Here is a 13109-nt window from a genome sequence, read left to right on the forward strand (position 1 = left end):
TTTGTGTAATCCTATTATTCGTAAAGCAACATTCGGAATGCATCCGAATGTTGCTTTACGAATGGTTGTGTTATTTTGTTGGAACAGGCGTAGCCAATAATTGCTGCTCCCAGGCATAGGCAACGCCGGTTGCACCGATATGTTCCGCCATAAGTCCGGCTAAAGCCGCCGCTGTATCCAGACGCGCCCAGTCTCGCTGCCATTCAGAAACAACAGCGACCCAATTAATCGGCGTAATACCATGCAGCTCCATACGACGCACTGCCATATCATGCGCTTCCTTTGATATTGATCCGGAAGCATCTGTGACAACGAAAACATCATACCCTTCAGCTGCAGCCTGAATAGCAGGCATCGCTACACATACTTCTGTCCATAGCCCTGCAATGAGCAATTGCTTACGCCCGGTTTTTGCGACAATATCAGTAACCGCAGGATCTTGCCAGGTATTAACCCAAGTACGGTTAATAGGCTTTTGCTCAGGATAAACATCCTGGATTTGTTTGATAATCAAACCACCCCGTTCTTCAACAACCGTAGTAAGAACAGTTGGCACTTTGAATATTTTTGCAGCTTTCGCAAGACCGGCAGCTGCATTAATAACCATGGTTGGTTCATGACTATTGAGGTTAGCAAACTGAAATGGCTGATGATCGATCAGGACTACAATACTGTCTTCAGGACGCAGTAAGCCATCAAGGCCTTTTTTCACAATGTTTGACATGTCGTTGATAGTTTTTATGGTTAAATAGTCTGAAAGTCGGGTTACAAAACGATCTCAGCTTTCTTATTTAAAGTTTAATCGAACGGGCTTCCGTTGCGTTTCAATATCCCAAGGTGCTTAAGACCTTCAGGTGTTCAATATCGCCAGATAACATCAGGCTGATTTCTGTAACACCGAGTTCATATTTGGTGAAACAAATTTCACGTTCTGAAACAAATCCGATGACGACATTTGCCGTAAAAAATTGTAGACATTTGTCTATTATTTTGTCAATTTAGCTTTGAACGAGATTGACAAATACCCAGAGACTACAACATGCAAAATCGTAAACCACAGGGCGACAATGCATTAACTGCCGTTTATCCAGATAATGCTGTGGGCAATTGCTTTAATTTTATATTTGCATCTACAACCGGTTATATTCATACTTAAGATATGCGAGGTTACCATGCATGAAGTTTTTTTTGACTATTTGAAAAAATTCAGTCCTGACCCACTTTCCGAAGAAGAAAAGTCATTGATGATACAGACATTTGTCCCTTCCAAATTGAGAAGGAGGCAATTTATGTTGCAGGAAGGCGACCTGTGTAAGAATTTCGCATTTATCGTCAAGGGCGCAATGCGAATGTATTCTGTGGATGATAAGGGCATAGAACACATCGTGAGATTGGGTGTAGAAGGCTGGTGGATGGGAGACAGGGAAAGCTGGTCGATGCTCACAGCCAGTAGCTATCATATTGATGCATGGGAGAACTGCGATCTACTTTATATCACCAGGGAAGGATCTCTTGATCTGATGAGAAACGTACCGGTATTTTGTGAAATGATGCGGCAACTGGATGAGAGAAACCATATTGCCAATAACCGGAGATTAGCATCCGCAATAGGTGCGACGGCGGAAAAACGTTATACCGACTTTATAGAGTGTTATCCTGAACTTTTTAAGCGATTTCCGCAGCATATTATAGCGTCCTACTTAGGTTTAAACAAAGATACCCTGAGTCGTGTCAAACGGCAAAGTTACAAGAGGAAGAAGACATGATGCAGGTAGTATACTTTCTCAGCAATACATCTGATCTACAGCAATAGCAAAGGAGTGTATCATAACTTTGATACACTCCTTTTAATATTCTGTTTAATTACTTAAAGGGATAATTATCAAGCCTTTCCTACATACGCAAACCCTTCGGCTGCGGCGATATCAGCTTCCGCAGCTGTCAGCGTTGTGCCGATTTCTCCATAGCTATAAATAAGTATATCTGCGAGCTGTTCCGCGCTGGTGTCATAAAATGATATCATAATACCTTTTGCAACATCGCCGGGAGCAACATAAGCATAGCTTCGGCAAAGTGCTAGTGCCAGATCGTTAACCGTCGTATTAGGCGGCGTGAAAACGCTTACAAGAACGGCAGATAATTCCGGTGCATAAATTTGCGGATAACTATTTACAACCGCAGTACCACCAGCGAAAATGTCACCATTACTCAGCTTGACAGCTTGTGCAACCTGTTGCGCATCGTTTACATAGGAAGCGCTTGCAATAAGAAGGATGACAGCAAGATGTCCGGCAGGAATTGTTGAAAAGGCCGTAATAACAGCTTCCGCGATACTATTGGCATCTGCTGATATTGTGCTGACAGCCATAGCTACCATTACGGGTGACAACGGGTTGCTTGTGTATGCATTTGTGAGAAAAATACCCCATTCCATGGGTCTTGATTCAGAATAAAGGGACCAAACCGGGCTAAAGCTTTCGTAGGCGCTAAAACCAGTATTCGCCATCACATAAAGCAAGCTTTGCATAGAAATCAGGTAATTCCTGTATGCACTGTAAATTATGCCTGCCATTACATCGGGCACACGTGCGTCAACAGCATATGTCGGATCGTTGTACAGATAAGCAGCTACATCTGAGGCAAAGTAGCCCGCCCAGGCGAGTGATGATGCCATCTGTCTGATATCTATACTACCATATGCTCCAATCAGAATATTGGCCATCATTGTAACAGTTGCTGTTTCCGCGGCATAATTTCTCAGTACGGCAGTGACTTCGATCATGGCATATGTTCCGATCCTGCTAAGTATAAATGCCATTTCATTGACTGTGATATTGTTATATACCGATATCAACAGGTAATACATATTCATCGGGTCACTGATCTGAAAAATATAATTTACAGCAATAGCGGCTTCCAGGGCCGTATAAGGTGCCTGCGCCAGCGCGTCAATCATTAATTGTGGAGAGCTCACTTCAGCAGTATAGTTTGACAATAATGTGGCTGCAGTCTCGTTAGCTCCGAACCCTAATCCTGAGAGCAATTTTGCCATTGGCTGTGCAGAAGGAACCTGATCCGGATAAAATTCTTTGATCACTGCCGCGATGTCACCTATATTGTATTCACTTGCTTTCAATGCGCTGGCCATGTCAATATATGTGACAGAGTATTCAGAATATGCAGCGATCAGTGTTTGCACCATATCGAAAACAGATCCGGTATCGCCGGGATATGCAGTCTTTAATGCCGGCGCAGCATCTACAATATTATAGGCTGACGAAGCAAGCACCGATGCCATTTCCGCAAAGCCAATATTCAGCGAGGCATAGGCTGTTTGAATAATTGAGATCATGTCGGCAGCTAGTGCGACTTCAAGTGGATAACAATTTTTGACAATGATAGCTGTTTCTGCAGGAGCTATATCTGCAGCCGCAAGTTGAATGGCAAGTTCAAGGGCATTTTGGACGCTGGTAGCAAAGTATATCCGCAGTACTTCGGCTATTTGTGTACCAGTAGATAAATCCTCCGGAAAATTTGATTTAAGTACTGGTATCACGTCATGAACTTCATACAATCCGGCTAATACCTCGGCGAGTGCATTAACATCCAATGGTTTGTAGGCTTCGTTGTAGGCAGGTAACAGTAAACCGGCCATGTCAGCGGGGGTACCGGTATTCTCAGGATAGTTCCTTTTTAGGACTGTCGCTACGTCAGTAGCCGGATAATAGGGAGCTAGCGCCCTTGCCATCTCCGCGGCCGTGAGCCAATGCGTAAAAATCTGTTTTATAAGCGTAAACATATCTTGTGCTTTTTTAGTTTGTGAAGGAAAAATTGTGCGCAATGCGTCAATAATAGCCGACCATGTATAGTGTGTATTTAAGAGTAAGCCGGCATTTATCGGATCTTCATAATAGCTACCGAAATTTTTAATCAGTGCGCGGACTGCCTCCGTGGCACTACATCCGGAAGAGGCCTGGACGCCTACCAGCCGGCTCTCCTGCAGCTGTTCCGGTGAGGGATCTTTTTGTTGAGGGGACATTGTTATTATTTAAATGAGAAAATACCAGGGGTGATACGCTAAGATTTTAGCGTATAATACTGCCGTCAAATTCAATAGTAACAGCATTGTCTTCCGGGAAGAAATAGCAGTGTTTTGGTACCATCTGTAGCACTCCTCTATAGCAGCGTTGCGCATAAAAACCAGTACGCTACGACAGGAGGGAGCACATAGCTACCATTAGGGTTGATCAACAAACAGCCATTGTAGAAAAAGGTATGGCATAACTGTTGGTTAACGCAACGTTTGAATTTGAATCATGCAGATAGTGTTAATTAAATATTTTAAAATTATAGGGTTACATAAGTTTGGAGATTGAGGGCTAACGGGATACCAATATTTATTATAATTAACTTGCCAGCAATAATATAGACCTGTATGCTTTACATTGACGGCTCACTGGAAATTTGGGGATACTACTTTCTAAGTTATTTATTATACAGCTAATTTATGCCTAATACCGCCTTTTAAAAAAAATATTTATTATCCAATTTAGCCATTTTGAAGGCTAAAAAGTCGCAGCTACGTCAAGAGACTGGCATCTCTTGCCGTAGCTGCGACTCACACTGGTGAAAATCGCCTTCCACTTCAGATCGATATCAATACTGAAGGCAGCGTTCAGCAAGCAGTTGCGGAAACTATCACAAAATTTAGAGGTATTGATGTTGCGGCTAACAATGCTAGTTGATATAGAACTAACTATGCAGTACCATACACCGCCGGACTTTATCGAAGCGCCGATAAATGTTGACCGATATCAGATATTCTACTTGTAACTGGTATGGATTATCTTATCAAAAAAACTTCTCCCTCTTGCATCAAGAGATCTCATTTTTATAAAGCATGATATCGGAAGGCGGATTTACTCATCTTGATAAGAGATCATTATCGTAAGCACAATGCTTCTATCACATCAAGAACACCGCCCTCATTATTGTCCTTTTCAGTCACAAAGTTAGCTACCTCAATGATCTTAGGATAAGCATTTTTCATAGCGTAACTATATTTTGCCGCCCTCATCATTTCATAGTCATTCATAAAATCTCCGAACACCAATGTTTCATCAGGGCCAATATTGTTCAACTGCTGTAACATCTGAACTGCCTCACCTTTATTGGCATCCAGGCGTGTAACATCTACCCAAAGCGCACCACCCAAAGCAACTTTCAGCCTATCTGCAAATTGCGTATAGTGAAGATAGCTGTTCTGATCAGCTCCATTCAAATCGAGCACAGACATCTTTAAGATCGGATCATCTACTTTTGTGAGGTCCTTTACTATCCTGATATTCTTTTGATAAATCAATACTTTTTCAATTAACACCTTCTCCTCGCTTTCCAGGAACCAATAGTCTTTTCCACACAATACAGGATAAGTGTTGTCAATTCCCCTGGCAGTTTTCACCAGACCCATTATTTCCTCCTGTGGCAATGGTTTAGACAAAATCTCTTTCTTATCATACATAATAAAGCTGCCATTGTCTGAGATGGCATACACATGTGCCATAAGAGGAGGGAAATTCTCCGTAATACTAAAATGTGGTCTGCCGGTGGCAATACCGAGCTTAATACCTTTTTTGAACAGGCGGTTGGCTATATCCCAAAAACGTTCCGGCACTTCGTGCTGATCATTCAACAGTGTACCGTCCAGGTCTGTGACTACTAATTTAATCATACTACAAATGTAATAGCTATTATTTATCTCCAAAGGACAATTACTATATAACGCGACTTATATGTTATATTTCAGGTCCAATTGAGGACTATGTTCCTTTAATCAGGTGTATCGCATATTATTATTTTATTTTTAATATATCTTTGGACACAAATTCCCATACCTATGACCCAGCCAACAGTAAAAAATCCATTCAAGATTGCTCCTATTATCAGCGTCGCATTGATGTTATTCTTCGCTAATGGATGTTTTTCCAGTTATAAGGACAGGCAAAAAGAAATGCGGCACCTGCCATTACTGGAAGCCATGATGAAAGATAACACAGTAGCAATTGCCACGGTAAACCCCGGCTATAAAGAAGTTACTATGAAGATTATGGGCGTACCAATCAAGTATTATGAGGTAACCTACAGCTACCAGTTAAATGGCGGGGGTCCATATAACGGAGAGCGGATTCTGTCATCTCCACCTGCGACTACAGAAATGCCGTTGTACTATGCTAAGTCAGAGCCATCCTATAGTTCTTTTGAGCCGGAACTGGACATTAAACGAATAAAAGAAGCAGCAGCGTCTACATCCAAATTATATTGGAGTATCGGGTGGGTCGTGTTATCTTTAATGGTAGCAATTCAATTCGTAGCAGAAATTGTTACTTTCTTTAAAGAAAGGAAAGCCGTGATAGCTGCTGAGGAAGCATACCGGCAGTCTACGCATTATTGATGCGATTTTCTGTATTAATGTAGTCTACCATTATAGACAGCTGTAATAAGGATAATTATAGCTATACTTCTCTTCTTATAAAATGGACACAGCGCATGGATAAATTTGAAATTGAAGAAATATCCAAAGACAACCTGAGAAATTTAGCTGCATTATTTGTAGCACTTTGGCCAGAGTGTAATATTGATGAAGAATACGACGAGTGTGCACGTATTCTCCATTCAGACGATGACACCTGCTTTTTAGTGAGAGCATCTGAAAACGACGTTGCTTTTATCCATGTAGCTATCAGAAGGGACTATGTAGAAGGCGCATTGCATTCACCTACAGGATATATCGAGGGCTTGTTTGTAAAAGAAGATTTCAGAAATGCGGGATTAAGCAGACTACTTTTAGATCTGGCCGAAAAGTGGAGCAAGCAGAAGAACTGTACTCAAATAGCTTCGGATACTGAGGTAGTCAATACTGACAGTATTAACTTTCATAAAAAGGTGGGGTTTGAAGAGGTAAACAGAGTGATGTGTTTTATCAAAAATATTTAAGGAAGACCGCGGGTATCTATAGATGCTGATATCATTTATAGATACCCTTACATAAAAATGAGCTCTTTATATAGGATCTTTCTCCTTTCCCTCTTCTCTCACCACATGATAACTAGGAGACAGAATCTCAATATCATTCTGTTTGAATACGTCCTGAATATTTTCCAGCAGGTTACTGTAAATCGCCGCCTGCTTGTTGGCTTCTTTTGTATATGCATTAATCTGATAAGAGACATAATAATCGTCAAGACTTATTTGCAAGACAAATGGCTTGGGTTCCTGTAATACATAAACTGTTCTCAATGCTGATTCCACCAGCAGCTTATAGACTAGCTGCCAAGGCACATCAAAACCAACAGTTACATTGTAATGAATAATCAAACCCTGATGCTCATTTTTTGTATGGCTGGAATAGTTGACAGTTGAACTGGAAAGCACAGTGGAATTAGGCACAGTGACATCTTCGTTCTTAATAGTTTTTATACGCGTTACAAGCATACTTTTTTCGGTGACGTCGCCTACAACCTCCCCTATCTTTACCCTATCTCCTACTTTAAACGGGCGCATATAAGTAATTACCAGACCTGCAACGATGTTACTCGTAGCGCTTGAAGATCCAAGGGAGATTAATATACCAAGGAATACTGATACTCCCTGGAAAGCCGGAGATCCACTGCCTGGAAGAAATGGAAATACAATCACCAGCATAAACGCATACATAATAAATCTCAGGATATTGAATGTGGGTATCGCCCAGTCAGAATGGAAGCCTGTCAAGTGAATATTGCCACGCTTTATTTCATAGAATAAATATCTGACACTTCTTATAAGATATTTAAACACAAAGTATATTACGATCACCTTGAACAAGTCTGGCAGGTAATCAACAATTGCTCTAATTGAGGACCTTAACGGGGCTATTATCCACCCGATAAGGGTACTGGTCCAGGATTCCGTTTCAGGGAAAATACTAAAAAGCAGAGGCAGTGACAGATATACAAGCAGCAGGATTACGATTATCTTAGCAAAAAAACTAACCCTTATTAACAAATTTTCCAGGTGATTTGCTGTAATAATTCTGGTATTTTTAAGCCTGAAAAATGTAAGATATCTATCTTTATTGCCTGAGATGAATGTATTAATTCGCCTGAATATTACATTCACAAACCAGACTATTATCACAAGCAGCGTGATAATAATAGCTACCAGACCTAATCTTTTTAACAGGTTAACAAAGCTATGTATTTCTCTTTCCTTGGAGATGGTCTGCTTAATTACTTCCAGATACTCCGCTGCCAAGGCCGCATTACTCTTGCCAAACCATAATCCATCCAGGTTACCTACACTTAAGATCACCTCTGCACTGTTATAAACGATGTCATAATATCCTTCATTTTCAACTATTGTTAGAGAATCAGGCTCAAAAAAAGGAGTCTTGTACAAGTTATCAATCTTGGATGACACCGCAGTAGCCCGATCTTTTGCATTGAAAGATCCGGTACGGGTATAAATAAAAAACAGTGTGTCATGAAGTAAAGTTACCGGATAGCCTGTAGCTGTTTTCTTTAATGCTTTTAATTTTTCCAGCTGTGCAATACTACGTAATGAATCACTCACAGATATTTTGCGAAGCTGGGCTTCCAGTTCTCTGGTACGGGCTGCATTGCCTGATACAGCCGCCAATTGTTCCGTTAACTGAACTTTCACCAGGGAATCAATCCTTTTTTGCTGTTCCTCTTTTACCATTACTGCTTCGTTGATAGCCACACTATCAATACGCACTAGCGAAGATGGCTCCTGAGCACGACAATAATAAACCACCAGAAGTAAAAGAGAAATCAGTGAATATTTAAAGTAGACCATATTAATTCTGCTGTAAACCTTTATGGATCCTTGAATATTGTGAAGTATTGAAGTTAACAAAAGCCGTAGACCTCTGCAAAAAGAAACTTAAATTACCGATAGGCATGCTAATTGCAAAGTACAACATTATGAAAAATTTAAGTTTACTTGTCGGCGCATTGTTTACATTGACGTCCTCAATGCTCCTATCCTGTAGCAACAGTACAAAACCGGTAGATCGCCAGGAAGCACTTCCTTCTTCTGATACTGCGAGCTCATTAAAAGCTAGCAATGCAGCTGAACCCGACGGCATACCTATTGATATTGAAAGCATACGTCAGGCGTATACGGCAACCGTTGAACAAATGAAACAAGGGATGCTGGACTCAATATCTTTCAATTATTCCTGTAATGAGGAAAAACGGGGAAGTGTCAGTTATTTCACAAAGGGTGGTGCACTGCGCATGATTGTCCACCGTTATGGTGAATATGACCATCACCATGCTGTTGATCAATATTTCATCAAGGATAGCGCTATATTTTTCATTTACACTAATACAGTATTATGGTCTTTTGATGATGGTGCGAACGGGGCTACTAAAGACAATGTTACGGAACTACGCTCGTATATTGTGGATGGGAAGCCTATCAAATGTCTGGAGAAAAAGTTCATTATTAAATCCACTTCATCAACAAATCCGGATCCAGAGACAGTTGCTAATAAAGACATAAAATGTGGTACGTTTAACTCCGTAGCCAAAGATTATCAGGTGCTGCAGAAATATCGGAATAATCCCACTTCCGGCTGCCTGGAAAAGTAGACATAAGAGGATAAATAGATAATGCCATTTCAAAGCTATTGAGATGGCATTATCCATTAGAAGGCGATGAAATGCTGGAAGCTAACTATTCTGAGTCAAAATTATTCTGGCGAATCAAGGCTGACATTGTTGAATTAAAGGATTCCAGGTCCATTCCTACCTTGTTAAAAAACTCCAGGTCAACAGTCTCTACGCTGATAATAGCTTTTTGCAATACCTTCTCTCCTTCATGAGTCAGCCTGATAGTCTTAGCTCTCGTGTCTGTAGGATGTTCGTGACGGGTAACGAATTTCTTCTCTTCCAACGTCCTTAAGACCTTTGATACCATCATCCTGTCAGCATTTCCCTGATTTGCAATGTCCACCTGGGTAACCTGATCACTCTCCCTGGATAACCACGCCAATGCACAGAGCAGTGCAAACTGAGTATGCGTCAGATCCAGGGGATCCAGGACACGTTTTTGTTTCCGCTGCCATAACATGGTCAGCTGTCCCAGCAGATAACCTGGGCTATCCTCTGGCTTTTTGAAATGAAATTCAATTTTCTTAGGCATTCTCTTATTATAGTGTCTGTAGAGGAATAAGTTCTAAGTGAAGCCGGAAGCTCAAGAATTATATTGCTGTAGCATTATTTGGACTGGAGAAAGGTAATGTTATATCCATCCGGGTCTGTTGCTACCAGAATTTTCCCAAAAGGGGTTTCTCTGACTGGTCCTACCAAGGTGACATCCTCCGCCAATAGACGGTCTTGCAGCTCTTCTATTTCTCCGTCAATCGCGAACCAGAGAGAGGTGCCAATACCCAGCTCCTTGCCTTCCAGGTTACCAATAGGCGTCCTAATCGCAAAACTAGCCTCCCCTTTATTGTATTTAAAGATGCATGCCTCCGGATTAGGTATCCCAGCTTCCTCAAAGCCTAATTTCGTAGTATAAAACGCTTTAGAAACTTCAAGATTCCTCACCTGGAGAGACGCAAATTCCAATTTTCTCATATTAAATTATTTGTTGTCGCAAATATAGTATACGCGACAACAATATTAAAATATTTTATTTTTAAGGGGAAATAACCCATGGTCTCTCTTCTGTCGGGAAAAAAAGAGACATACCTCATTTACTTATTCCAATTGGCGGGGACCCCGCAACTTAAACAGGAGATGAGGCAATAAATCCGGTATTAATTTTCTTGTAGCTTATTAGTTTACTGTTTATCAAAATAGTAAATGAACCTATCAGTAACACCCGGTGTTACCAACCGACCTGTGAAAGAGGTTGAATCAGCATTATAGAAGTAGGTAAACTCCGGACTTTCATCAGCGCTTGGCGTAGAGCTATCATAAATATACGCAGTATACTTAGTAATACATTTGGACACCAAAGCCAACTTGGTAGCAGAAAAGGAATATGGCTTAATTGGCGTCAGGGGAATGGAAAACGTCCCTAAATTTGAGATGAAAGCAGAAATCCATAAAGATTTATAGGCAGGTTGATCCATCTCATTTGTAGTAAATACTATTTCCTGTGATAGACTCAAGTTAACATGGTCGTTTGATGTATATGTCTGTAATCTTACCGGCACCTTTGACTGTAAATCCGGATATACAAACTTATGAAGCAATAGCTCCTGTGATCTCTTTTGCCATATTTCTGTTAGTTGACTAGTCGCCGAGTATACCAACGAATCCACAACGAAGATATCCCCCGGCTGTATCTGTGAATAATAAGGATTACTTTCATTCATAACGTCCTGATAGGGTACATCATAACTTTCGAGCGGCTTTTTGTAGATTACTTTATAACACCTTTTGTCAGGGGTATACAAAAAGATGGCTGAAGAACCGATATATGCCCCATTTGCATCTGTCCTTATAAATATGACATGATGAATGGTATCGTCATCATAATGCACAGAAAAGTCAGTTTCAGGATTAATCAGCTTCCAGGTTTTCAAGCGTCGGTTAGCATCATACAAAAGCTGCACGCTTCTATTATCAGAGCTCTTCTCACTGTCTACATAAGTCATTACCCAGTCCTTACCCTTGATTACGGTATCAACAGGCTGGTTAGGAGGCGGATCTGGCGTGGGGACCGGAGGTATCACCTCATTAGAACTACAAGATAACATTACTGAAACTATGGCCAAAGACCAATATAGATTACGCATAGGTAAAAGGGTATTAAAGCTATAACGGGACGGGATTTGTATCCTGCCGGACGGTTAACGTTTGATAACCGGCAGGAATACGCTATAAAGGTACATATTTCAGGCAAAAATGCAACTATAACAACCCGGTTACCGCCAGCTATTTGTGATATATATGCGGCTATGAATATTGGAGTCGCATACCTTGTATACCCATGTAAATAACAGATTTTCAATATAAAATATGCCTGATTGCAGTTTCAGCCTTACTTTTGCAGATTCTCCGGCCTCAGAAAAGAGAAGTGGTATTAAACTTGCCATACACATGCCTGCTGGCCGGTGCTCAGTGCTTCTTGTCTGAGAAAAACCGAATCACCTTAGCAAATGGTCTAAACCTATATAGCAAAAGTGTTCAACAGCCAGGTTGCGGATTGGGTGAGATATCTTAAACTATTGTAAAAAATGCCTGTCGGGCAGGATGTGAAGAATTTATGACGCAAAGCGTGAAAGTGATTTTTGGGATTTTATGTATGTTCAGTAGCCTCGTGGTTGGCGCTCAAACTACGAAGGATACAGTAAAAAAAGAACAGCGGACAGTTTACCTGTTTAGTGGCTTAGGAGCAGACTCAAGTGTATTCAATAATCTTGAACTCCCGGGATACCAAAAGGTTTATATCAATTGGATCCCCGCCTTACGTAATGAATCAATAAGACAGTATGCTGGTAGAATTAAAAGCCAGATCACAGCTGAAAAACCATCCATTATCGGGCTGTCATTCGGAGGGATCGTGGCTGTCGAAGTATCGAAGCAAATAAAGGTGGATAAGATGGTGCTGATCTCCTCTGTCAGAACAAAAAGCGAGTTAAATAAAGCACAGTTCTTCTTCATGAAATTAGGCTTATATCGAATCATCCCTGGTGTATTGATACAAAGAACTAACTTTCTCACCTATAAGTATTTTGGCGCACAATCACCAAAAGATAAAAAAACATTAACTCATCTACTGGAGAATACAGACGTATCTTTTTTCCGCTGGGCGCTGAAAAGTATCGCCTACTGGGATAACAAAGTTGCACCGGAAAGAACTATTCAAATTCACGGCACGGCTGACAGAGTAATAACCGGCAGGCTTGTACATGCTGATTACCGCATTAAGGGTGGCGGACACCTGATGGTATTTAATAAGGCAGATACAATCAGTAAGATTATCACACATTACCTGGAAGAATAGCAGAAGCTGCTATCACTGCTAATACACGAGCATAAAATATAAAGCAGGGGATCCGTTATAACGAATCCCCTGCTTTATTGATA

12 protein-coding genes are annotated in these 13109 nt (G+C 40.9%); 5 read left to right on the forward strand and 7 right to left on the reverse strand.

The window, feature by feature from the left end:
• Positions 1–70 precede the first annotated feature (70 nt).
• Complete coding sequence (locus K1Y79_RS10440) at positions 71–724, reverse strand: isochorismatase family protein (protein ID WP_220249960.1); 654 nt, start codon at positions 722–724, stop codon at positions 71–73.
• Between the two features lie 448 nt (positions 725–1172).
• Here K1Y79_RS10440 and K1Y79_RS10445 point away from each other — a divergent pair, with 448 nt between their 5' ends.
• Complete coding sequence (locus tag K1Y79_RS10445; RefSeq protein WP_220249961.1) at positions 1173–1766, forward strand: Crp/Fnr family transcriptional regulator; 594 nt, start codon at positions 1173–1175, stop codon at positions 1764–1766.
• A 116-nt stretch (positions 1767–1882) separates the two neighbouring features.
• Here the strand turns inward: K1Y79_RS10445 and K1Y79_RS10450 are convergent, their stop codons facing one another.
• Together K1Y79_RS10450 and K1Y79_RS10455 are read right to left on the reverse strand one after the other, a co-directional pair.
• Positions 1883–4039: a hypothetical protein gene (locus K1Y79_RS10450; protein ID WP_220249962.1), complete on the reverse strand. Its 2157-nt coding sequence runs from the start codon at positions 4037–4039 to the stop codon at positions 1883–1885.
• 903 nt (positions 4040–4942) lie between these two features.
• A complete protein-coding gene (locus K1Y79_RS10455) occupies positions 4943–5731 on the reverse strand; it encodes an HAD family hydrolase (protein ID WP_220249963.1) in 789 nt (262 codons plus the stop codon).
• 165 nt (positions 5732–5896) lie between these two features.
• Here K1Y79_RS10455 and K1Y79_RS10460 point away from each other — a divergent pair, with 165 nt between their 5' ends.
• Together K1Y79_RS10460 and aac(6') are read left to right on the forward strand one after the other, a co-directional pair.
• Positions 5897–6451, forward strand: coding sequence for a hypothetical protein (locus K1Y79_RS10460; RefSeq protein ID WP_220249964.1), 555 nt, complete (start codon positions 5897–5899; stop codon positions 6449–6451).
• Between the two features lie 95 nt (positions 6452–6546).
• Positions 6547–6993 (forward strand): aminoglycoside 6'-N-acetyltransferase, encoded by a 447-nt coding sequence (aac(6'), locus tag K1Y79_RS10465; RefSeq protein ID WP_220249965.1) that lies wholly within the window; start codon positions 6547–6549, stop codon positions 6991–6993.
• Between the two features lie 66 nt (positions 6994–7059).
• On the opposite strand, the gene K1Y79_RS10470 is transcribed toward aac(6'), so the two are convergent.
• Positions 7060–8856, reverse strand: coding sequence for a mechanosensitive ion channel family protein (locus K1Y79_RS10470; protein ID WP_220249966.1), 1797 nt, complete (start codon positions 8854–8856; stop codon positions 7060–7062).
• A gap of 47 nt (positions 8857–8903) precedes the next feature.
• Between K1Y79_RS10470 and K1Y79_RS10475 the strand changes: the two genes are divergently transcribed.
• Positions 8904–9656, forward strand: a complete 753-nt coding sequence (locus K1Y79_RS10475) for a hypothetical protein (RefSeq protein ID WP_220249967.1) — start codon at positions 8904–8906, stop codon at positions 9654–9656.
• An 85-nt stretch (positions 9657–9741) separates the two neighbouring features.
• Here the strand turns inward: K1Y79_RS10475 and K1Y79_RS10480 are convergent, their stop codons facing one another.
• The 3 genes from K1Y79_RS10480 to K1Y79_RS10490 all read right to left on the reverse strand — a co-directional run bounded on the left by K1Y79_RS10480 (position 9742) and on the right by K1Y79_RS10490 (position 11815).
• Positions 9742–10209: a MarR family winged helix-turn-helix transcriptional regulator gene (locus K1Y79_RS10480; RefSeq protein WP_220249968.1), complete on the reverse strand. Its 468-nt coding sequence runs from the start codon at positions 10207–10209 to the stop codon at positions 9742–9744.
• A 74-nt stretch (positions 10210–10283) separates the two neighbouring features.
• Entirely contained in the window at positions 10284–10646 is a 363-nt protein-coding gene (locus K1Y79_RS10485; RefSeq protein WP_220249969.1) for a VOC family protein, read from the reverse strand.
• A 206-nt stretch (positions 10647–10852) separates the two neighbouring features.
• A complete protein-coding gene (locus K1Y79_RS10490) occupies positions 10853–11815 on the reverse strand; it encodes a hypothetical protein (protein WP_220249970.1) in 963 nt (320 codons plus the stop codon).
• A 509-nt stretch (positions 11816–12324) separates the two neighbouring features.
• Here K1Y79_RS10490 and K1Y79_RS10495 point away from each other — a divergent pair.
• A complete protein-coding gene (locus K1Y79_RS10495; protein ID WP_220249971.1) occupies positions 12325–13026 on the forward strand; it encodes an alpha/beta fold hydrolase in 702 nt (233 codons plus the stop codon).
• The last annotated feature ends 83 nt before the right edge of the window (positions 13027–13109 follow it).

The sequence above is a fragment of the Chitinophaga rhizophila genome, assembly GCF_019492185.1.
GTDB classification, from domain to species: domain Bacteria; phylum Bacteroidota; class Bacteroidia; order Chitinophagales; family Chitinophagaceae; genus Chitinophaga; species Chitinophaga rhizophila.

Excerpts from the sequence above, each read along its gene's own strand:
- K1Y79_RS10440 (WP_220249960.1), bottom strand. The coding sequence starts at position 724 with ATGTCAAACATTGTGAAAAAAGGCCTTGATGGCTTACTGCGTCCTGAA.
- K1Y79_RS10445 (WP_220249961.1), top strand. The coding sequence starts at position 1,173 with ATGCATGAAGTTTTTTTTGACTATTTGAAAAAATTCAGTCCTGACCCA.
- K1Y79_RS10450 (WP_220249962.1), bottom strand. The coding sequence starts at position 4,039 with ATGTCCCCTCAACAAAAAGATCCCTCACCGGAACAGCTGCAGGAGAGC.
- K1Y79_RS10455 (WP_220249963.1), bottom strand. The coding sequence starts at position 5,731 with ATGATTAAATTAGTAGTCACAGACCTGGACGGTACACTGTTGAATGAT.
- K1Y79_RS10460 (WP_220249964.1), top strand. The coding sequence starts at position 5,897 with ATGACCCAGCCAACAGTAAAAAATCCATTCAAGATTGCTCCTATTATC.
- K1Y79_RS10470 (WP_220249966.1), bottom strand. The coding sequence starts at position 8,856 with ATGGTCTACTTTAAATATTCACTGATTTCTCTTTTACTTCTGGTGGTT.
- K1Y79_RS10480 (WP_220249968.1), bottom strand. The coding sequence starts at position 10,209 with ATGCCTAAGAAAATTGAATTTCATTTCAAAAAGCCAGAGGATAGCCCA.
- K1Y79_RS10485 (WP_220249969.1), bottom strand. The coding sequence starts at position 10,646 with ATGAGAAAATTGGAATTTGCGTCTCTCCAGGTGAGGAATCTTGAAGTT.
- K1Y79_RS10490 (WP_220249970.1), bottom strand. The coding sequence starts at position 11,815 with ATGCGTAATCTATATTGGTCTTTGGCCATAGTTTCAGTAATGTTATCT.
- K1Y79_RS10495 (WP_220249971.1), top strand. The coding sequence starts at position 12,325 with ATGTTCAGTAGCCTCGTGGTTGGCGCTCAAACTACGAAGGATACAGTA.